18 protein-coding genes are annotated in these 21,095 nt (G+C 72.4%); 12 read left to right on the top strand and 6 right to left on the bottom strand.

What is annotated here, in order from left to right; genetic code table 11:
- Window positions 1-269 precede the first annotated feature (269 nt).
- From surE to ACODR5_RS07700, 4 genes are all read right to left on the bottom strand, one after another.
- Window positions 270-1,013: a 5'/3'-nucleotidase SurE gene (gene surE / locus ACODR5_RS07715; protein ID WP_488983237.1), complete on the bottom strand. Its 744-nt coding sequence runs from the start codon at window positions 1,011-1,013 to the stop codon at window positions 270-272.
- Complete coding sequence (locus ACODR5_RS07710; RefSeq protein ID WP_488983236.1) at window positions 1,010-2,017, bottom strand: 1-phosphofructokinase family hexose kinase; 1,008 nt, start codon at window positions 2,015-2,017, stop codon at window positions 1,010-1,012. The genes surE and ACODR5_RS07710 overlap by 4 nt, the downstream gene beginning before the upstream one ends.
- 118 nt (window positions 2,018-2,135) lie before the next feature.
- The gene (locus ACODR5_RS07705; protein WP_488983235.1) at window positions 2,136-3,143 is read right to left on the bottom strand and encodes an isopenicillin N synthase family dioxygenase; all 1,008 of its coding nucleotides are present in this window, start codon (window positions 3,141-3,143) and stop codon (window positions 2,136-2,138) included.
- A gap of 67 nt (window positions 3,144-3,210) precedes the next feature.
- The gene (locus tag ACODR5_RS07700) at window positions 3,211-4,398 is read right to left on the bottom strand and encodes an acyltransferase family protein (protein ID WP_488983234.1); all 1,188 of its coding nucleotides are present in this window, start codon (window positions 4,396-4,398) and stop codon (window positions 3,211-3,213) included.
- 153 nt (window positions 4,399-4,551) lie between these two features.
- On the opposite strand from ACODR5_RS07700, the gene ACODR5_RS07695 reads away from it, so the two are divergent.
- Both ACODR5_RS07695 and ACODR5_RS07690 read left to right on the top strand, forming a co-directional pair.
- The gene (locus ACODR5_RS07695) at window positions 4,552-5,763 is read left to right on the top strand and encodes an LLM class flavin-dependent oxidoreductase (RefSeq protein WP_488983239.1); all 1,212 of its coding nucleotides are present in this window, start codon (window positions 4,552-4,554) and stop codon (window positions 5,761-5,763) included.
- Between the two features lie 55 nt (window positions 5,764-5,818).
- Complete coding sequence (locus ACODR5_RS07690) at window positions 5,819-6,409, top strand: CE1759 family FMN reductase (RefSeq protein ID WP_449854705.1); 591 nt, start codon at window positions 5,819-5,821, stop codon at window positions 6,407-6,409.
- Window positions 6,410-6,438: 29 nt separating this feature from the next.
- Here ACODR5_RS07690 and ACODR5_RS07685 read toward each other — a convergent pair whose 3' ends face one another.
- Complete coding sequence (locus ACODR5_RS07685; protein WP_488983233.1) at window positions 6,439-8,463, bottom strand: GDSL-type esterase/lipase family protein; 2,025 nt, start codon at window positions 8,461-8,463, stop codon at window positions 6,439-6,441.
- Between the two features lie 121 nt (window positions 8,464-8,584).
- Complete coding sequence (locus ACODR5_RS07680) at window positions 8,585-8,791, bottom strand: hypothetical protein (protein WP_449854667.1); 207 nt, start codon at window positions 8,789-8,791, stop codon at window positions 8,585-8,587.
- Between the two features lie 369 nt (window positions 8,792-9,160).
- On the opposite strand from ACODR5_RS07680, the gene ACODR5_RS07675 reads away from it, so the two are divergent.
- The 10 genes from ACODR5_RS07675 (at window position 9,161) to ACODR5_RS07630 (ending at window position 20,986) form a co-directional block, all read left to right on the top strand.
- The gene (locus ACODR5_RS07675; RefSeq protein WP_488983232.1) at window positions 9,161-11,416 is read left to right on the top strand and encodes a polyribonucleotide nucleotidyltransferase; all 2,256 of its coding nucleotides are present in this window, start codon (window positions 9,161-9,163) and stop codon (window positions 11,414-11,416) included.
- 138 nt (window positions 11,417-11,554) lie between these two features.
- Entirely contained in the window at window positions 11,555-12,574 is a 1,020-nt protein-coding gene (locus tag ACODR5_RS07670; protein WP_488983231.1) for an aldo/keto reductase, read from the top strand.
- A gap of 90 nt (window positions 12,575-12,664) precedes the next feature.
- Window positions 12,665-13,273 (top strand): histidine phosphatase family protein, encoded by a 609-nt coding sequence (locus tag ACODR5_RS07665; RefSeq protein ID WP_449854670.1) that lies wholly within the window; start codon window positions 12,665-12,667, stop codon window positions 13,271-13,273.
- A gap of 31 nt (window positions 13,274-13,304) precedes the next feature.
- Window positions 13,305-14,276: a nucleoside hydrolase gene (locus ACODR5_RS07660; RefSeq protein WP_488983230.1), complete on the top strand. Its 972-nt coding sequence runs from the start codon at window positions 13,305-13,307 to the stop codon at window positions 14,274-14,276.
- A 162-nt stretch (window positions 14,277-14,438) separates the two neighbouring features.
- The gene (locus tag ACODR5_RS07655; protein WP_488983238.1) at window positions 14,439-15,527 is read left to right on the top strand and encodes a BMP family lipoprotein; all 1,089 of its coding nucleotides are present in this window, start codon (window positions 14,439-14,441) and stop codon (window positions 15,525-15,527) included.
- A 93-nt stretch (window positions 15,528-15,620) separates the two neighbouring features.
- On the top strand, window positions 15,621-17,117 hold the full coding sequence (locus tag ACODR5_RS07650) for an ABC transporter ATP-binding protein (protein WP_488983229.1): 1,497 nt from the start codon (window positions 15,621-15,623) through the stop codon (window positions 17,115-17,117).
- Window positions 17,114-18,388 (top strand): ABC transporter permease, encoded by a 1,275-nt coding sequence (locus ACODR5_RS07645; RefSeq protein WP_460817219.1) that lies wholly within the window; start codon window positions 17,114-17,116, stop codon window positions 18,386-18,388. Before ACODR5_RS07650 ends, ACODR5_RS07645 begins: the two co-directional genes overlap by 4 nt.
- Window positions 18,385-19,668 (top strand): ABC transporter permease, encoded by a 1,284-nt coding sequence (locus ACODR5_RS07640; RefSeq protein WP_460817221.1) that lies wholly within the window; start codon window positions 18,385-18,387, stop codon window positions 19,666-19,668. Before ACODR5_RS07645 ends, ACODR5_RS07640 begins: the two co-directional genes overlap by 4 nt.
- Before the next feature lie 59 nt (window positions 19,669-19,727).
- Window positions 19,728-20,546, top strand: a complete 819-nt coding sequence (locus tag ACODR5_RS07635; protein WP_488983228.1) for a 4-hydroxy-tetrahydrodipicolinate reductase — start codon at window positions 19,728-19,730, stop codon at window positions 20,544-20,546.
- Complete coding sequence (locus ACODR5_RS07630; RefSeq protein ID WP_488983227.1) at window positions 20,543-20,986, top strand: hypothetical protein; 444 nt, start codon at window positions 20,543-20,545, stop codon at window positions 20,984-20,986. Before ACODR5_RS07635 ends, ACODR5_RS07630 begins: the two co-directional genes overlap by 4 nt.
- Window positions 20,987-21,095: the final 109 nt, after the last annotated feature.

Genomic DNA, 21,095 nt, shown 5'->3' with positions numbered 1-21,095 from the left:
GCGCCCCCCCACGCTCGCGCTTCGCGCTCGCACAGTGATCGGTGGGGGCACCATCGGTTACCCGCCGGTTGCACCTCATCGGCTGCACGTCCTCGGTTGCACCCATCGGTTGCTGAGCGGAGGCGCGCAGCGCCGGAGATGAAGCGACCACCGCAACCGGTCGACGCGCGGGGGCTGCTGCGGTCGGCTGCGGAAGTCGGTGAGACAGCATCTGTGCGCCGAGATCGTGGCGTATGGACGCTGCCTCGGCGCGTGGTTGCTGTCTCGCGTCAGCCGGGGTAGTGGAGGGGGCGGTCGGAGACCGGGTCGAGGCCCGTGAGCGTGACCCAGCCGTCGGCCAGGAGCGCGGCGTCGCTGCCGGGGACCGGGGTGTTCGGCAGGTCCTCGACGGCGAGCCGCAGGTGACCGGCGCCGCGCTCGCTCAGCGTGGTCTGCACGATGCCGAACGGGGCCAGCGGCGCCTCTCGGATGCCCCGCGGCCGCGCGGCGTTCGGCACGTTCACGTTGAGCACCGATCCGGACTCCAGCGTCTCGAGGAACGGCAGCAGCGAGAGGGCGGCGTCGGCGGCCGCCTGCCACTCGAACGTCTCGGGATGCATGCCCACGTTGAGCGAGACGGCCATGGCGCGGGCGCCGTTGAGCCCCCCGGTCAGGGCCGCGCCGACCGTGCCGGAGTGCAGGATCGCGCGGCCCACGTTCGCGCCGTGGTTGATGCCGCTGAGCACGAGCTCGGGCGGATCGCCGAACGCGCCGTGCGCGGCGATGAGGGCGATGAGGCCGGGGCCGCCGCGCACCGCGAACGCCGGCGTCTGCCTGAGCCCCTCGAGGGTGCGCCGGGCGACCGCGATGCGGCCGTCCTCCTCGCCCGCCACGATGGAGGCACTGGTTCCGCTCGACTGGCGCTCGGGGGCGGCGACCGTCACGTCGAGACCGCGTTCCGCGGCCGCCCGCGCGAGCACGGCCAGGCCGGGCGCGTCGATCCCGTCGTCGTTCGTGACGAGCGCCCGCGTCATCGAGCGTCCCCCTCGGGGCGGTCGGCCTCGCCCGCGAGCGCGGCGAGGTCGCCCGGGCTGAGCCGCGGCGTGTCGTCGTCGCCCCCGCCGGGCAGCTCCCGCGCGCGCACCTGCTCGCGCAGCCGCTCGATGGTCCCCGTGTCGCCCGTGCCCAGCCCGTGGCGCGTCACGTTCAGCGCGCCGGCGGCCGCCCCGAGCGTGGCGGCCTCGCGCAGCGGCTCGTCCAGAGCGAGCCCGGCGCACAGCCCCGCCGTGAGCGAATCGCCGGCGCCGCGCGTGTCGGCCGCCTCCAGCCGGGGCGGGGAGATCTCGACCGCGCCCTCCGCATCGAGCAGCAGCAGCGGCCGGCTCGCGCGCGTCACGATCACCGCGGCGGCGCTGCGCTCGCGCAGCGCCCCCATGGCCGCCAGCACGGCCTCGGCCTCGTCACCGTCGAGCAGTCCGTCGTCGCGCAGCTCCTCGTCGCTCACCTTCAGCACGTCCACGCCGCCGGCGAGGGCCCCGTGCATCCGCTCGCCCGAGAGATCGACGACCACGCGCGCGCCACCGGCCCGCAGATCCGCCGCGAGGCGCCGGTACGTGTCGGGCGGCAGCACCTCGTCGCCGTCGGGTCCGCTCAGGCTCACGAGCCCGCTGCCCAGGCCCTCCCGCAGCGCGGCCCCGTACAGCTCGTCCAGCTCGTGGCGGCCGATCGCGTCGCCCGGTGTCTCGGCGACGGGGATGCGCTCGCCGGCGCGCCGGTCGTGCACGTACGCCGCGCCGCGGCCCGCGCGCTCGACCGCGACGACGCGGAACCCCTCGTCCTCGAGCAGCCCGCGCACCACCCGCCCCGTCTCGCCCGTGAGGACGCAGCACAGCGTCACCGACGCGCCGAGCCGGCGCATCATCCGCGCCTGCCAGACGCCCTGGCCTCCGGCGTGCACGTGGATGTCCGGACCCGCGTCGTGATCCTCGATCGTGACGGTGAGGGTGGGGGAGGGGGTGAAGATCGTCACATCGCTCACGTGCTGCTCGCTTCCGCTCGGCCGGTGCTCGCCATGTCGCCACGCTACGACGCGCCGGGGTCGCTTTCATCCCCTTGCGTGCCGCCGCGGCCGTGGCTAGCGCGACCGGCCGGTGCGATCAGGACCGCGCGGCGAGCAGGTCGGCGTGCCACCGCTCGGCCACGTCGGGGTGCGCGCGCAGCCGGGACTTCAGCGCGTTCTGCCCGTAGAGCGCGTGGATCGGGTTGTGCGGATCGTCCTCCACGCCCCGCGCGAGCGGCGCCAGCTCGGCAGGCAGCTCGATGATCGGCAGGCGCGCGTCGAGCGCCGGATTGAAGAAGAACGGGATCGAGATGCGGTCCTCGGGCCAGCGCGGCGAGACGACGCGATGGTTCGTCGCGCGCAGATACCCCTGCGTGGCGTACTCGAGCATCTCGCCGATGTTGACGACGAACGCCCCCTCGACGGGCGGGGCGTCGACCCACGTGTCGCCGCGCTCCACCTGCAGGCCGCGCTTGCCCGGCTCCACCCACAGCAGCGTGAGCACGCCCGAGTCCTTGTGGGCGCCCACGCCCTGCTGCGGCTCCGGCTGATCCGTGCCGGGGTAGCGCACGATCTTGATGAGCGTCTGCGGCTGGCCGAAGTGGCGGTCGAAGTAGTCCTCCTCGGCCCCCAGCGCCAGCGCCCATGCGCGCAGCAGGCGCCGGGAGATGCGGGTGAGCTCGTCGTGCCACTCCTCGACGACCGGCCGCAGGCCGGGCAGCGCCTCGGGCCACAGGTTCGGCCCGATGAGCCGCGCGAACTCCGGCGCGTCCGGATCGGCGACCGGCTCGCGCTCGGGACCGATGTCGATCTGCTCGCGCCAGTCGACCCGGCCGCGGGTGCGCTCGCCGCCGACGCGGGTGTAGCCGCGGAAGTGCGGGCTGCGGATGTTCTCGATCGCCAGCTTGTCGGCCTCGGGGAGCGCGAAGAACGCGCGGGCCGCCTCGTGCAGCCGCGCCTCGAGGCCGGCCGGCAGCCCGGTGCCGGTGAGGTAGAAGAAGCCGACCTCGCGCGTGGCGTCGCGCAGGTCGCGGCGGAAGCGCTCGGCCGCCTCGGGGCCGGCGTCGAGCTGGGACAGGTCCAGGATCGGGAGCGAGAGCGTCATGCTCCCGACGGTAGGGGCGTCCCGCCGCGCGCGGGGATGTGTTTCCGAGCGTTACGGGCAGCGCCGGTCACGACGCGGGCGGACCGCTCTCCTCTTCGTGCGCGCCGCGGCCGTCGTGGCCGGGGCGCCGGGGCGGATCGGCGGGCCGGCGGGAGCCGGTCGGGTCGTTCCGGCGGGCGCGGGGCGCGACCGAGGGATCGGCGAACAGCCACGTCGCGCGCGGCTCGACGAGCGGCCGGAAGACGAGGCGCACGGGACGCGTGCCGAGCGCGAAGGCGATCGCCACCGACAGCGCGCTCACCGTGGGCAGCCACAGCCACGTCGGCTCGAGGCCGCGCAGCACCCCCGACTCGCGGAACGGGTAGAGCACGAACGAGTGCAGCAGGTAGACGTACATCGTGTACTGCCCGAACCGGGTCAGCACGGTCTCGCGGCGCGGGATGAGGGCGAAGAACGCCGCCGACAGCACGAGGCCGGCCGCGATCGTGCCGAGCCGGGCGAGGCCGCCCCACCAGTGCCCGCCCGAGATGAGCCCGCCGTAGTCGTCGTCGTAGAAGAACCAGTAGCGCAGCTCGACCTCGCGCCAGATGCCGAGGCCGGACCATGCGATCCAGCCCGCCGCGGCGAGCATCGCGACCGCGAGCGCGCGCGTCCACCACGGGCGCCACTCGATGAGCCGCAGCCGCTCCACCACGTCCCGGTCGCGCAGCCACCAGCCCAGCGCGAAGAACGGCAGGAAGCCGAGGGTGCGCGACAGCGAGAACGTGCTGTCGACGTTGGGCAGGTAGCCCACGCCCACCGAGATGGCCAGCGTCCACAGCAGGGGCCAGCGCAGCAGCGCGAGATACGGCAGCACGAGCCGGAAGATGCCCAGGGCCAGCAGGAACCACAGCGTCCACGACGGCTCCGTGAGATTCGGCTCGGCTTCGCCCTCGACGACCAGCTTCGTCGCCCACCACAGCACCTCGAACACGACGTACGGCACGAGGATGTCGGTGATCACGCGCGCCATCTGCCGCGCGCCCGGTGCGTCGGACTTCGAGAAGTAGCCCGAGATGATCGCGAACGCCGGCATGTGGAACGCGTAGATCGTCAGATACAGCGCGTAGGCGATGTCGGAGTCGTAGATGAGCCGCTGGATGGCGTGCCCGAGCACGACGAGCACGATGCACGCGAAGCGGGCGTTGTCCCAGAAGGGGACGCGCCGCTTGGGGCGCCGGATCGGGCCGGACGCGGTCGCAGGTGGGGTGCTCATCACCCCCGACGTTACCGGTTCGTAACCCGATGCCACCCTGGCGCACCCCGCGGGGCCGGGGAATAGATTCGACGTGCGGGCGTTGCAAGGGTATATTCAAGCGCATATAAACGGATCGGAGCCTCCGCAATGAGCGACACCACCTGGCAGGGCATGCAGTTCGGCCTCTTCTCGGTCAGCGACATCACGCGCGACCCCGTGACCGGCTACACGCCGAGCGAGGCCGAACGCATCCGCGACATCGTCACGATCGCCAAGCACGCCGAGGAGGCGGGGCTGGACGTCTTCGCCCTCGGCGAGCACCACAACCCGCCGTTCTTCTCCTCGTCGCCCACGACGACGCTCGCGTACATCGCCGCGCAGACGGAGCGGCTCATCGTCTCGACGGCCACGACGCTCATCACGACGAACGACCCGGTGAAGATCGCCGAGGACTACGCGATGCTGCAGCATCTCTCGGGCGGCCGCGTCGACCTCATCATGGGACGAGGCAACACCGGGCCCGTCTACCCCTGGTTCGGCAAGGACATCCGCCAGGGCCTGCCGCTGGCGATCGAGAACTACCAGCTGCTGCACCGGCTGTGGCGCGAGGATGTCGTGGACTGGGAGGGGAAGTTCCGCACCCCGCTGCACGGCTTCACCGCGACGCCGCGCCCCCTCGACGACGTGCCGCCGTTCGTGTGGCACGGATCCATCCGCACGCCCGAGATCGCCGAGCAGGCCGCGTACTACGGCGACGGGTTCTTCGCGAACAACATCTTCTGGCCCAAGGAGCACTACCAGCGCCTCATCAACCTGTACCGCCAGCGCTACGCCCACTACGGGCACGGCACGCCCGAGCAGGCGATCGTGGGCCTCGGCGGCCAGGCGTTCATGGCGAAGAACTCGCAGGACGCCGTCGACCAGTTCCGGCCCTACTTCGACAGCGCCCCCGTCTACGGCAACGGTCCGACGATGGAGGACTTCACCGAGATGACGCCCCTGACGGTCGGCTCGCCGCAGCAGGTGATCGACCGGTATGCGGCCATGCGCGACACCTTCGGCGACTATCAGCGCCAGCTGTTCCTCATGGACCACGCCGGCCTGCCGCTGAAGGTCGTGCTCGAGCAGATCGACTTCCTCGGGCAGGACGTCGTGCCCGTGCTGCGCCGGGAGCTGCAGGCGAACCGCCCGGCCGAGGTGCCGGACGCGCCGACGCACGCCGCGCGGGTGAAGGCGAAGTACGGCGGCGCCGAGCCGCGCCAGCCCCGCCCCAACGCGAACCGCGGCGACAACGTCACGGGCGGCTCGCCCTACCAGGACGCCCCGGATCGCCGGCCCGTCCAGCCGGGCGCATTCGGCCCGGCGACGGATCGGAGGGCCTGACGTGACCCGCATCGTCGTGGTGTCGGCCGGGCTGTCGAACCCGTCGTCGACGCGCATGCTCGCCGATCGCCTGCTGGGCGCGACCGTGGAGGCGCTGGGGGAGCGCGGCGTCGAGGCGGAGGGCCGCGTGATCGAGCTGCGCGACCACGCGCACGCGATCACCGACCACCTGCTCACCGGTTTCGCGCCCAAGGCGCTCGCCGAGGACCTCGCCCAGGTCGCGGCCGCCGACGGGCTCATCGTCGTCACCCCGATCTTCACCACGAGCTATTCGGGGCTGTTCAAGTCGTTCGTCGACGTGCTCGAGCGCGAGTCGGTCGAGGGCAAGCCCGTGCTCATCGGGGCCACGGCGGGCACCGCGCGCCACTCGCTCGCGATCGACTACGCCATCCGGCCGCTGTTCACCTACCTGCACGCCCGCCCCGTCTCGACGGGCGTGTTCGCCGCCTCGAGCGACTGGGGTGCCGAGGCCGACTCCGTCGCGCCGCTGCGCGCGCGCGTGGAGCGCGGGGCTCGCGAGCTCGCCGACGCGATCGCCGGGGCGTCCGCCGCGCCGCGCGCGGCCGATCCCTTCGACCCCGAGTCGTACCTGGGTGCCGGCGGATCGTTCGAGGACCTGCTGAACAACCCGCCGACGCGCGGCTGAGGTCCGCCCGGAACGCGGGCGGGATCAGATCAGGCGGGGGCGGCCGGCAGATCCGAGGAGGACGTGCCGGCGTCCGCCGCCGGACCGGGAGCGTGCTCGGCCGCGTCGGAGGCGACGACGCGGCGGCCCCGGATGGTGACGTACTCGGCGTGCTTGGCCAGCAGCCCGTCGCCGGCCGTGCGGCCGCGCAGGCGGCGCCAGGCCCACGGCAGTGCGTGCCGGGTGATCCATCGCCCCTCGGGCTCCACGTAGTCCTCGTGGAACGCCGCGTCGAGCGCCGCGAGCTGCGGCGCGTCGCGAACCCCGAGCACCTCGGCCGCGCGATAGGCCAGCAGGCGGTGGCCCGACGAGCTCAGGTGCACCTTGTCCTGCGACCAGTTGCTCAGCTCGCCGAGCTCGGGAAGGGCGTCGACGTCGAGCAGATGGCAGCCGTTCTCGGCGGCGATGCGCCGCAACTCGCTCGCGTAGATCGCGAAGCGGCGGGCGAAGACGCGCACGATCGCGCGCCGCGGCAGGAACGGGGTCACGAGCATGACGTCGGCCCCGCTCGCGCGGAGCGTGCGCACCGACTCCTCCACGCGCGCGGCCAGCGCGATCGGGTCGGCGCCGTGGCCGACGAGGTCGTTGTGCCCCATGAGGATCGACACGAGGTCCGGCTTCAGGGCGAGGGCCGCCGGCACCTGCTCGCGCGCGAGATCGCGCACGCGCCGGCTGCGCACGGCGAGGTTGGCGAAGCGGAAGGTGCGGTTGCCGGTGCGCTCGCCGTCCTGCGCCAGCAGCATGGCCAGGCGGTCGGCCCAGCCGCGGTACTGGCCGTCGGGCATGCGCGATCCGTCGCACAGCCCCTCGGTGAGGGAGTCGCCCAGGGCCACGTAGCGCGACCACCGACGGGTGTCGAGGGGAGGCACCGGCTCGCTCACGCGCACGGCGCCGCGGGCCATCGTGGCCTCGTCGTAGCGGCGCAGCCGGATGGCCTCGCGGTACGCGCCGACGAGCTGCTCGGTGAGCGCCGCCCACGTGCGGGCCTTCACGCTCTCGCGCGCGGCCAGGCCGAAGGAGCGCCGCTTGGCGTCGTCGCCGACGAGATCGAGCACGCGCGCGCGCAGGTCGTCGAGGTCGCCGGGGGTGTAGAGCCAGCCGTCCACGCTCGAGCGGACGAGGTCGACGGGCCCGCCGCGGCCGGTGGCGACCACGGGCACGCCCGAGGCCAGGGCCTCCTGCACGGTCTGGCAGAACGTCTCGCTCTCGCCGGGGTGCACGAACACGTCGAAGCTGGCGAGGGCCTGCGCCAGGTCCTCGCCGCCGAGGAAGCCGGTGAAGACGGCATCGGGCAGCTCGCGCTCGAGGCGCGCCCGCTCGGGGCCGTCGCCGACGATGACCAGGCGCGCGCCGGGGATGTCCCGCAGCGCGCGCAGATCCTCGACCTGCTTCTCGGGCGCGAGGCGGCCGACGTAGCCGATGATGAACTCGCCGGGCGCGATCCGCTCGCGCCACGCGTCGCTGCGCTGCTCGGGGCGGAAGCGCTCGGCGTCGACGCCGCGGCCCCAGCGCCGAACGCGGTCGACGCCGAGGGCGAGCAGCTGGTTCTCGGCGTGCGAGGAGGGGGCGAGCGTCAGCGTGGCGCGGCGGTGCAGTCGCGCGATGTGCGCCGACATGAGGGGCGCGGCGCCCGGGACGCCGTAGCGCTCGGCGTACGAGATCACGTCGGTCTGGTACACCGCGACGGTGGGCGTGCGATTGCGCTCGGCGGCGACGAGGCCCTGCCAGCCCAGCACCGTGGGCGAGGCGAGGTGGACCACGTCGGGGCGGAACTCCCGCAGCACGCGGCGCAGCAGCGGCACGGGCGCCACGGCCACGCGGACCTCGGGATACGACGGCAGCGGGATGGAGGTGAGCAGCGTCGTCCCCGCGGTGTCACCGGATCCCGGTGCCCTGGGGGCGACGATGAGCGTCTCGTGGCCCATGGCCTCGAGATGCCGGACGACCTGCAGCACGGAGTTCGTGACCCCGTTCATGTGCGGAAGGAACGACTCCGCGACGACCGCGACTCGCATGTCTCCAGCGTGGCGGTCCCCGGCGCGCCGAGACCGACGTTGCCGCGCCGCTTTCGCGAACGTTCACCGCCCGCCCGCGTCTGTTCACCCGCGGGCCACGCGCCGTTCCCGTACGGGGCCGTCAGCGGTCGATCTCGCCCGCGCCCCTCGCCTCATCGAGCTCGTCGGCGAGCGGCCCCGGCTCGTCCTCGATGCGCTCGTCCGCATCGAGGGTCGGGGGAGGCAGCTCCAGGTCGGCCTCGTCGTCGAGATCGACCTCGCGCTCGTCGTCGGGGTTCCGGTCGTCCTCCGGGCCGCGGTCGCGGAAGACCTCCTGGGCGTCGCTCATCGATGCTCCTTCACGGGCTGTCGTCACGGGAATCGATCGCGTCGCGGGCGGGCCGTCGACGCCTGCCGACCATAACCGGCGCGCGACGCGCGGGTCGAGCGGGCAGACACCGCGCATGCGGCGCTGGTAGGCTGAGCGCGTCCGCGTCTCGCGGGCAGACAATTCCATACCCGAGGAGCAGGCTGGCAGGAAGCTGGTCCCCTGAAGTGATCTCCCGGTTCCTGAGAGACCCGGTGGATTTCTCCTGGTGGCCAGCGCAGGCGAGCTGATCGCTTTCGAGCGAGTGCCATTGCGCGCCCATATCTGACTGTTCCTGCTTCTTTCGTCTCCCGCGCGCTCTGCGCGGGCGAACAGAAGGAGACAGACCTCTTGGAAGGTCCTGAAATCACCGCCGCCGAGGCCGTTCTCGACAACGGCCGCTTCGGCACCCGCACCATCCGCTTCGAGACCGGCCGCCTCGCGCAGCAGGCGCAGGGCGCGGTCGCCGCGTACCTCGACGACGAGACCATGCTGCTCTCGGCGACCAGCGCGTCGAAGAACCCCCGCGAGGGCTTCGACTTCTTCCCGCTGACGGTCGACGTCGAGGAGCGCTCGTACGCCGCCGGCAAGATCCCCGGATCGTTCTTCCGCCGCGAGGGACGTCCCTCGACCGAGGCGATCCTCGTGTGCCGCCTCATCGACCGCCCGCTGCGTCCGTCGTTCGTCGACGGCCTGCGCAACGAGGTCCAGATCGTCGTCACCGTGCTGTCGATCGCCCCGGGCGAGTACTACGACGCCCTCGCGATCAACGCCGCCTCGGCGTCGACGCAGATCTCGGGCCTGCCGTTCTCCGGCCCGATCGCCGGCGTGCGCCTCGCGCTCATCCCGGGCGTCGGCGAGCACGAGGATCAGTGGGTCGCGTTCCCGAACCAGGAGCAGGTCGAGCAGGCCGTCTTCGACCTCATGGTCGCCGGTCGCGTGCTCGACAATGGCGACGTCGCGATCATGATGGTCGAGGCGGAGGCCACCGAGAACAGCTGGAACCTCATCCAGGGCGGCGCCGTCAAGCCGAACGAGGAGATCGTCGCCGGCGGTCTCGAGGCCGCCAAGCCGTTCATCAAGCAGCTCGTCGCGGCGCAGGCCGAGATGGCGAAGGGCTCGACGCGCGCGCCGCTGGAGTTCCCGGTCTTCCCCGCCTACAGCGACGAGACCTACGCGTTCGTCGAGGGCAAGGCGCTCGAGGAGCTGTCGAAGATCTACCAGATCGCCGACAAGCAGGAGCGCCAGGACGCCGACGACGCGCTGAAGGCCGCCGTCAAGGCCGAGCTCATCGCGAAGGTGGAGGCCGAGGAGCTTCCCGCCGCCGCGCCGCTCGAGTTCTCGGCCGCGTGGAAGTCCGTCACGAAGAAGATCGTGCGCGGCCGCATCCTCACCGAGGGCGCCCGCATCGACGGCCGCGGGCTGGCGGACATCCGCCCGCTCGACGCCGAGGTCCAGGTGATCCCGCGCGTGCACGGCTCGGCGATCTTCCAGCGCGGCGAGACCCAGATCCTGGGCGTCACCACGCTGAACATGCTCAAGATGGAGCAGCAGATCGACTCGCTGTCGCCCACGACGAGCAAGCGCTACATGCACCACTACAACTTCCCGCCGTACTCGACCGGTGAGACCGGCCGCGTGGGCAGCCCCAAGCGTCGCGAGATCGGGCACGGCTTCCTCGCCGAGCGCGCCCTCGTGCCGGTGCTGCCGAGCCGCGAGGAGTTCCCGTACGCGATCCGCCAGGTGTCCGAGGCCCTCGGCTCCAACGGCTCGACGTCGATGGGCTCGGTGTGCGCCTCGACCCTGTCGCTGCTGAACGCGGGTGTGCCGCTGCGCGCCCCCGTCGCCGGCATCGCCATGGGCCTCGTGTCCGAGGAGGTCGACGGCCAGACGCGCTACGCCGCGCTGACCGACATCCTCGGCGCCGAGGACGCCCTGGGCGACATGGACTTCAAGGTCGCGGGCACGGCCGAGTTCGTCACGGCCCTGCAGCTCGACACCAAGCTCGACGGCATCCCCTCCGAGGTGCTCGCCGGCGCGCTGACCCAGGCCAAGGACGCGCGCCTGCGCATCCTCGAGGTGCTGAACGCCGCGATCGACGCGCCCGACGAGATGGCGCCGACCGCGCCGCGCGTCATCAGCGTGCAGATCCCCGTCGACAAGATCGGCGAGCTGATCGGCCCCAAGGGCAAGACGATCAACGCGATCCAGGACGAGACCGGCGCGCAGATCTCGATCGAGGACGACGGCACCGTGTACATCGGCGCGACCGACGGCCCCTCGGCCGAGGCGGCCCGCGCGCAGGTGAACGCGATCGCCAACCCCTCGAACCCCGAGGTCGGCGAGCAGTTCCTCGGCACGGTCGTGAAGATCATCCCCTCGGGTGCCTTCATCTCGCTCATGCCGGGCAAGGACGGTCGCATGCACGTGACCCAGATCCGCAAGCTCAACGGCGGCAAGCGCGTCGAGAACATCGAGGACGTCGTCTCGGTGGGCCAGAAGATCCTGGTCCGCATCGCCGAGGTGGACGACCGCGGCAAGCTCGCGCTCGAGCCCGTCGTCGAGGAGAAGGCCGAGGAGTCGGCGGAGGCTCCCGCCGAGGCCTGATCCCTCGCTCCGACGGCCCGGTCCGCCTCCCACACGGGAGGGGCCGGGCCGTTCGGCGTCCTGGGCACTTCTGCCCGCGCGCTCGGCGGGGCGCGGGCGCCGTCCGGCGGTACAGTGGGAGCCGTCGGGGAGGGCGACATGGCGTGGAACTGGGGCAGGGCGATCCCGTCGCCGGAGCCGGCCGTTCCCGCGCACCCGTCCGCCCCCATTCCCGTGCAGGGGCCGGGCATCGGCAGCGCCCTGCGCGCGCCGCTCGGCGAGACGGGCATCGAGGTCTTCCCGCTCATGCTCGGCGGCGGCGAGTTCGGCTGGACGGTCGACCAGCGCGCGAGCGAGGCGGTGCTGGACCGGTACGCCGCGCACGGCGGGAACGCGCTGCACACGTCCGACCGCTTCGGCGGCGGGCGCAGCGAGCACGTCATCGGCAGCTGGATGCGCAGCCGCGGCGTGCGCGACGACATGGTCCTCGCGGTGCGCGTGGGCGGTCATCCGGATCACCCCGGCCTGGGCTCGGTCGACCTCGTGCGCGCCGTGGAGTCCTCGCTCGAGCGGATCGGCACGGATCGCATCGACGTGCTCTATCTCGACGCGACCGGCTACGACGCGCCGCCCATCGAGGACGCCCTGGCGACCGCGCAGTGGCTCGTGGAGTCCGGCAAGGTGCGCGCGCTCGGGGTGTTCGGCTTCTCGCCCGAGCAGCTCGTGGAGGCGCGCATCCTGGCCTCGGCAGGCTATCCGCGCATCGAGGCGATCGACGTCGCGTTCAACCTGCTGCGGCCCCGTGTGCTCGAGGGCGATCTGCGGCTCGTCGTCTCGGCGCAGGGCATCGCCGTGACGCCCTCGCACCCGCTCGAGCACGGCTTCCTCAGCGGCAAGCACCGCTCGCGGTCGGATGCCGCGAAGTCGGTGCGCGGCGCGCAGCTGGCGGAGCGGATCAATCGGCGGGGCGGGCGCCTGCTGAAGGCGATGGACGAGATCTCCGCCGAGCTCGGCGCGCCGCACGCCGCGATCGCCATCGCGTGGCTGCGGGCCCAGCGCGGCGTCGTCGCCCCGATCGCGAACGCGTTCGACCCCTCCCACGTCGACGAGCTCGTGCAGGGCGTGGGCCTCGCGCTCTCGCGCGCGCACATCGCCGAGCTCGCGCGCGCCGCCGCCTGAGGCGGCGCCCCGGGAACCCGCCGGGGGAGGGGTGACATAGGCTGGTCGAGGGTCGCGCCGAGGCGGCGCCGGGGCGGAAAGGGACGCGAGATGACGCACTACATCTACCTCGTCCGGCACGGCGAGCAGCAGGACGCCGAGCACGGGGTGGAGGACGGTCCGCTCTCCCCGCGGGGCCGCAGGCAGGCCGAGGCCCTGGCCGACCGGCTCTCGGGCGTGCCCTTCGACGCCGTGTGGCACTCGCCGCTGCAGCGCACGAGCGAGACGGCACGCTACGTGGCCGAGCGCATGCCCGCGATCGAGCCGCAGCCGCACGCGCTGCTGTTTGACTGCGTGCCCACCGGCATCACCGACGAGACGCCCGCCGCCTACGAGCCGTTCTTCGGGGCGGTGACCGACGCGCAGATCGACGCCGGGCGCGCGCAGATGGCCGACGCGGCGGCCGAGTTCCTCGTGCGCAAGGCCGGCGAGGTGCACGAGCTGCTCATCACCCACAACTTCGTCATCTCGTGGTTCGTGCGCGAGGTGCTCGACGCGCCCGAGTGGCGCTGGATGACGCTGAACCAGACGAACTGCGGCCTCACCGTGATCGCGCAGAAGCCGGGCCGTCCGTGGGCCCTGCTCACCCACAACGACGTCGCGCACCTGCCGGTGGAGCTGCGCACGGGCCTGCCTGAGGAGCTCGAGGTCCTCGTCTGAGGCGCCCGCCCGGCGAACCTAGACTGAACGGGTGAGCACACCCTTCATCCTCGACACCGACACCGCCCAGGACGACTGCGTCGCGATCCTCGTGGGCCTGCTCGACCCGGCCGCCGATCTGCGGGCCATCACGATGGTGGCGGGCAACGTGGGCTTCGAGCAGCAGGTGCACAACGCGTGGATGACGCTCAACGTGGCCGACCGCCTCGACGCCGTGCCGATCTTCCTCGGCGCGCAGCGCCCGCTCATGCGCGAGTGGGTCTCGGCCGAGAACGTGCACGGCGACGGCTCGGGCGGGCTGAGCATGGACGACTCCGGGCTCGAGCCCCAGGCCGAGAACGCCGTCGACGCGATGCTGCGCATCACGGCCGAGGCGCCGGGCGAGGTCTCGATCGTCGCGATCGGGCCGCTCACGAACGTCGCGCTCGCCGTGATCCGCGATCCGGAGTTCGTCGGCCGCGTGAAGTCGCTCTACGTGATGGGCGGCTCGAACAACGGCCGCGGCAACATCACGGCCGCCGCCGAGTTCAACTTCTACGTCGACCCCGAGGCCGCCCGCACCGTGTTCGAGGCCGGTTTCGCCGACCTCGTCGTCGTCCCATGGGCGCCGCTCACGCTGCGCGACGCGGTCTTCGACAAGGACCGGATCGCGCGCCTCGCGGGCATCGGCACGCCGCTCGCGCGGTTCGTCGAGCGCGTGTGCCGCGGCACGCTCGCGTTCGACGAGTCGGTGGGCATCCCCGGATCCACCCACCCCGACTCGCTCACCGCGGCGCTGCTGCTGCACCCCGAGCTGATCACGGCCGAGGCGCCGTACGCGGTCGACATCGAGACGTCGTCGGAGCTCACCCGCGGCTACTCGGCGATGTCGTGGGGCGTGCACGGGCTCGCGCCGAACGCCCGCGTGATCGAGGCCGTCGACGGCGAGGGCTTCTACCGCTACCTCAGCGGCCTCGTGTCCGAGCCGACGACGCCGCCGCGCCCGTTCGCGCCGGAGCTCTGAGCCGCTCGTTTCCCCGCCGTTACCGTCTGGTCGCAGTTCGATAACGCCTTGTTCATCCCGCCGCTTTATGTGAATACTCGCGGGAGCGCCGGTTTATCGTTGTGCGCATCGACCCGATCGCCCGGCTCGCCGTGGCGTGCATCAGGAGGAACATCCGTGAAGATGACCACACTCAAGCGCGGCCTCGCAGGCCTCGGCATCGCGGCGGCCGCGGGCATGGTGCTCGCCGGCTGCGGCGCGGCACCGGAGGAGGGCGGCGACGGCGCCCCCGCCGAGGGCACCGACTTCATGGCCTGCGCGGTCTCGGACGAGGGCAGCTGGAACGACCAGTCGTTCAACGAGGCGGCCTACGCGGGTCTCGAGATGGCCGAGGAGGAGCTCGACATCGAGATCAACGACGCCGAGTCGAACAGCACCGAGGACTTCGCGCCGAACCTGCAGACGATGGTCGACGGCGGCTGCGACGTCATCTTCGCCGTGGGCTTCGGCTTCGGCGACACGGGCGCCCTCGAGCAGGTCGCGTCGGCCTCGCCCGACACGCACTTCGTGTGGATCGACGGCTGGGACCTCGGTCTCGACAACGTCAAGGTCATCGACTACGCGATGGAGCAGTCGAGCTACCTCGCCGGCTACCTCTCGGCGGGCTACAGCGAGTCCAAGGTCGTCGCCACCTACGGCGGCGCCAACATGATGTCGGTCACCAAGTTCATGGACGGCTTCTACTACGGCGCCAAGGCCTGGGGCGAGGAGAACGGCACGGACGTGACCGTCCTCGGCTGGGACCCGGCGAACCCGGCCGGCGGCAGCTTCACGGCGAACTTCGGCGACACCGCCGGCGCCACGAGCATCACGGCGAGCCAGCTCTCGCAGGGCGCCGACGTGTTCTACCCCGTCGCGGGCGGCCTGTTCGGCTCGACGATCGAGGTCATCCGCACCGAGGGCGCGCCGGCCGTCGTCCTGGGTGTCGACCGCGACATCGCCACGACGCAGCCGCAGTACGCCGACATCATCCTCACGTCGGTCGAGAAGCGCATGACGCAGGCCGTGTACGACAACATCGAGATGCTCGTGGACGGCGAGGAGTTCACCACCGAGCCCTACGTCGGCACGCTCGAGAACGACGGCACCGCCCTCAGCGCCTTCGGCGAGTTCGACGGGCAGATCGACGACGCGCTGAAGACGCGCCTCGACGAGCTGACCCAGGAGATCATCGCCGGCGAGATCGAGATCCCGGTCACCGGCGCCGAGTAATCGCCGCACGCCACGCGTGAACGCCGGGGTGGCCCACAGCCGCCCCGGCGTTCCCGTGCCCAGAATCCGACCCATCTGGAAGAATCCGGAACGATGAAACTCGAACTCCGCGGGATCACGAAGCGCTTCGGATCGTTCGTCGCCAACGACGCGATCGATCTCGAGATCGCGCCCGGCGAGATCCACTGCCTCCTCGGCGAGAACGGCGCGGGCAAGTCCACGCTGATGAACGTGCTCTTCGGCCTCTACCAGGCCGAGGAAGGCGAGATCCTCGTCGACGACGAGCCCGTGCACTTCGCCGGCCCCGGCGATGCGATGGCCGCGGGCATCGGCATGGTGCACCAGCACTTCATGCTGATCCCCGTGTTCACGGTCGCCGAGAACGTCATGCTGGGCAACGAGCCCACGCGCGGCGGCGTGCTGTCGATGGACGCCGCGAGGGCGCGGGTGCGCGAGATCTCCGAGCGGTTCGGCTTCGACATCGATCCGGACGCCGTCGTCGAGGAGCTGCCGGTGGGCGCGCAGCAGCGCGTGGAGATCGTCAAGGCGCTCGCGCGCGACGCCCGGCTGCTCGTGCTCGACGAGCCGACCGCCGTGCTCACCCCGCAGGAGACCGACGAGCTGATGGGCATCATGCGGGAGCTCGCGGCCAGCGGCACGTCGATCGTGTTCATCACGCACAAGCTCCGCGAGGTGCGCGAGGTCGCCGACCGCATCACGGTGATCCGCCGCGGCAAGGTCGTGGCCACGGCCGATCCCACGGCGGAGCCGACGGAGCTGGCCTCGCTCATGGTCGGCCGCGACGTCGACCTCGAGGTCGACAAGCAGCCGCCGGCCTACACCGACTCGCGCTTCGAGGTCTCGGGCCTCACGCTCGTCGGGCGCTCGGGCGAGCACCTGCTCGACGACATCGACTTCACCGTGCGCGGGGGAGAGGTGCTCGCGATCGCGGGCGTGCAGGGCAACGGCCAGACCGAGCTGACCGAGGCGATCCTGGGGCTGCGCCGGCACGCGAGGGGATCGATCCTGCTCGACGGCCGACAGCTGCTGGGCAAGACCGTGCGGCAGGTGCTGGACGCGGGTGTGGGCTTCGTGCCGGAGGACCGCAAGAAGGACGGGCTCGTGGGCGAGTTCTCGATCGCCGAGAACCTCATGCTCGACCGCAGCGACGGCGCGCCGTTCGTGCGCATGGGCACGATCGACCGGCGCGCGATCGCGGAGTTCGCCGAGGGGGCGATCGACGAGTTCGACATCCGCGCGCAGGGCATCGACCAGGCGGCCGGGCGGCTGTCGGGCGGCAACCAGCAGAAGGTGGTGCTGGCGCGCGAGCTGGGCCGCGACCTGCGCCTGTTCATCGCGTCGCAGCCCACGCGCGGGCTCGACGTGGGCTCGATCGAGTTCGTGCACGACCGGATCATCGCCGCGCGCGATGCCGGCATCCCCGTGCTCATCGTCTCGACCGAGCTCGACGAGGTCATCGGCCTCGCGGACCGCATCGCGGTCATGTACCACGGACGGATCGTCGGCATCGTGGACGGCGACACGCCGCGCGCGACGCTCGGCCAGATGATGGCGGGAGTCGCGGCATGAGCGAGACCACACCTTCGCCCACCCGACGCGCGCGGGCGGCCCAGCCGCCGTCGCGGGTCGACTCGGTGCTGCGCGACGCGCTCCGCGAGATCCTCGCCGGCAGCGTGGTGCGCGGCGCGCTCGCGATCCTCATCGCCTTCGTCGTGGGCGCGATCCTCATCGTCACCACGAACGACGACGTCGTCTCGTCGGCCGGCTACTTCTTCGCCCGACCCATGGACACCCTCTCGGCGATGGGGCACGCGATCGGGGAGGCGTACGGCGCCCTCTTCCGCGGCGCGATCTACAACACCCAGGCGACCTCGTTCGAGGCCGGCATCCGCCCGCTCACCGAGACCGCGCGCTTCGCGGGGCCGCTCATCGCGGCCGGCCTCGGCGTGGCGCTCAGCTTCCGCGTGGGCATGTTCAACATCGGCGGCCAGGGCCAGCTCCTCGTCGCCGCCGGCTGCGCCATGTGGGCGGCCACCCAGTGGCAGCTGCCCGGCGGGCTGCACCTCGTCGCCGCGATCGTCTTCGGCCTCATCGGCGGATCCGTGTGGGGCGCGATCGTCGGCTTCCTCAAGGCGCAGACGGGCGCGCACGAGGTGATCGTCACGATCATGCTCAACTACGTGGCCGTCAACGTGCTCACGTGGGTGCTGCGCACCTCGCCCATGCACAACCCCGGCTCGGGCAACGACCCCACCTCGATGGCCCCCGCGGAGACCGCGCAGCTGCCGGCACTCCTCGGGCCGTCGTTCCAGCTGCACCTCGGCTTCGTCCTCGCCATCGCGGCCGCCGTCCTGTACTGGTGGCTCATGGAGCGCTCGTCGCTCGGCTTCAAGTTCCGTGCCGTCGGGCTCAACGCAGACGCCGCGCGCACGGCGGGCATCGACGTCGAGCGGATCTACGTCTACACGATGGCCGCCTCGGGCGCGTTCGTGGCCCTCGCGGGCGTGAACCAGGCGCTCGGACGCACGGCCGGATTCACGCCCTCGATCGACGCGGGCATCGGCTGGGACGCGATCACGGTCGCGCTGCTCGGCGGATCGCGGGCGGGCGGCGTCGTCTTCGCCGGGTTGCTGTTCGGCGCGTTCAAGGCCGCCTCCGCCACCATGCAGTTCGTGGGCGTCGCTCCCGAGGTGATGAGCGTCGTGCAGGGCGTCATCGTGCTGTTCATCGCGGCGCCGCCGCTCGTGCGGGCGATCTTCCGGCTGCCCGCCCCCGGTGCCGGCGTGCGCGCCGTGCTCGCGCGCACCCGCACGACCGAGACCCAGGAGGTGGCCAAGTGACCGGCGCCGTCGTGCTTCCCCAGGCGGACGTGGTCGTGCGTCGCGACGCGCCGCGCGCCTGGAAGGCCCCCATCGTGATGGGTGTGTTCACGCTCGTCGCGCTCGTGTGGTTCGTGCTCGGCACGGGGCCCGGCGAGGTCGCGTTCCGCTGGTCGCAGGCGCGCGACGCCATCCAGGTGCCCGACACCGTGCTGCCGGCGAAGGTCCTCGCGATCGTCGCCACCGTCATCCTCGCCGCCGTCACGGCCGTGGCCGTCGTGCTCGTGCAGCGGCGGATGCGGGTGTCGGTGTGGCTGTACGTGGGCTTCGGCATCGTGTGGCTCGCCGCGCTGCTCGGGCAGATCGGCCAGGGCACCACCCTCTCGATCGTGCTGCTGACAACGGGCGCGCTGAGCCTGGCGACGCCGCTCATCTACGGCGCCCTGGCGGGCGTGATCGGCGAGCGCGTGGGCGTGGCGAACATCGCCATCGAGGGCCAGCTGCTCATGGGCGCGTTCCTGGGCGCGGTCGTCGGCTCGATCACGAACAGCCTGTGGGCCGGCGTGCTGGCCGGCATGATCGGCGGCGCGCTCGTCTCGCTCGTGCTGGCGGCGTTCTCGATCACGTACCTCGTGGACCAGATCATCGTCGGCGTCGTGCTGAACGTGCTCGTGATCGGCATCACGAACTTCTTCTTCTCGGCGGTGCTCTCCTCGAACGCCGAGGAGCTGAACTTCCCCGGCACGTTCCCGAAGATCGCCATCCCGGTCCTCTCGGACATCCCCGTGATCGGGCCGACGCTGTTCGACCAGCGCATCACGACGTACCTCATGTACGTGCTCGTGCCCGTCGTGTGGTTCGTGCTGTTCAAGACCCGCATCGGGCTGCGCATCCGCGCCGTGGGGGAGCACCCGCTGGCCGCCGACACCGTCGGCATCAACGTCAACCGCACGCGGTTCTGGACCGTGACGGTCGCCGGCCTCGTCGCGGGCCTGGGCGGCGCCGTGCTCACGCTCGGCGAGTCGAACGCGTTCGTGCGCGAGATGTCGAACGGCCAGGGCTACATCGCGCTCGCGTGCGTGATCCTGGGTCGCTGGCACCCGGTCGTCGCGGCGCTCGCGGCGCTCATGTTCGGATTCGCGCGCAACCTCGCGGTCGTCGCCAACCAGGCCGGCAGCGACATCCCCGCCGACCTCATCGCCACGACGCCCTACGTCGTGACGCTGATCGCGGTGGCGGGCCTCATCGGCCGCGCCGTGGCGCCGGCGGCGACGGGCAAGCCGTACGCCCCCGGGCACTGACGCCGTGCGCTCCGTAGGATGGGGCGTATGCCTGTACTGAGCGAGCGGAGCGAGACGAAGTGACCACGCGCGTCGCCCTCGTGGGCGGGAACGGCAAGCTGGGGTCGGTCATCCGCGGCGTGATCGAGGAGCTCGAGGGCTTCGAGGTCGCGTCGGTCCTGGGATCGGGCAGCGATCTGTCCGAGCTGGACGGCGCCGACCTCGTCGTCGACGCGTCGACGCCCGCGGTGAGCATCGAGGTGGTGCGCGCCGCGGCGGAGCGGGGCCTCAACGTGCTCGTGGGCACGAGCGGCTGGTCGGCGGAGCGCATCGCGCTCGTGCGCCCGCTCGTCGAGGCGGCGGGCACCGGCGCGGTGTTCATCCCGAACTTCTCTCTCGGATCGGTCATCGGCACCGCGATCGCGGCGGCGGCGAGCCGGTTCTTCCCGTTCGCCGAGATCGTCGAGGCGCATCGCGACTCGAAGATCGACTCGCCCTCGGGCACCGCCGTGCGCACCGCCGAGCTCATCACCGCCGCCCGGCAGGCGCCGGTCGAGGCCCCGCACGCGGATCAGCGGGCGCGCGGCCAGCAGGTGGCGAGCGTGCCCGTGCACTCGCTGCGCCGCCCCGGCGTGATCGCGCGCCAGGAGTCGATCCTCTCCGGCCCCGGCGAGACGCTCTCGATCGTGCACGACACGACCGATCCCGCCGAGGCCTACGCGCCCGGCATCCGCGTGGCGCTCGCCGGCGCCGTCGAGGCGCGCGGCGTCGTCGTGGGGCTCGACAGCTTCATCGACATCGGCGTCGGCACGCCCCGCCCGCGCGAGGGCCGCCCCGTCGCGGAGGACGCCGCCGCCGGGCAGGTCGCCGCGACCACGAGCACGATCGCGACCGCGTGAAGACGCGCATCGGCGTCGCTGTCATCGCGGCGGCGCTCCTGCTCTACATCTGGCTCGTGGGCGTGCGCGCCGTCGCGCTGCTCGGCACGGGGGAGCCCGTGGCCGTCGTGATGGGCGTGGCCATGCTCGTGCTGCCCGCCATCGCCGTGTGGGCGCTGGCGCGCGAGCTGCTGTTCGGCGCCGGGGCCGAGCGCCTCGGCGCGCGGCTCGAGGCCGAGGGCGCGCTGCCCGACGACCCGGTCACGGTGCGCCCGAGCGGGCGCGTGGAGCGCGCGGACGGCGACGCCGTCTTCCCGAAGTACCGCGCCGAGGTGGAGGCGCGGCCCGACGACTGGCGCGCCTGGTACCGGCTCGGCCTGGCCTACGACGCCGCCGGCGACCGCCGCCGCGCGCGGGAGGCGATCCGCGAGGCGATCCGCCGCGAGCGCGCGGAGCGCTGACGCGGACGGCACTGAGCAGGCCGCGGCCCGGTCGGTTGCTGAACGGAGCGGCCGCCGGCTCGCGCGGATCGGTTGCTGAACGGAGCGGCCGCAGGCCGCGCAGATGAAG

This window comes from Microbacterium sp. FG3, assembly GCF_057809335.1.
The sequence above is the reverse complement of the archived record's forward strand: the minus strand, read 5'-3'. Positions and strand labels throughout refer to the sequence as shown.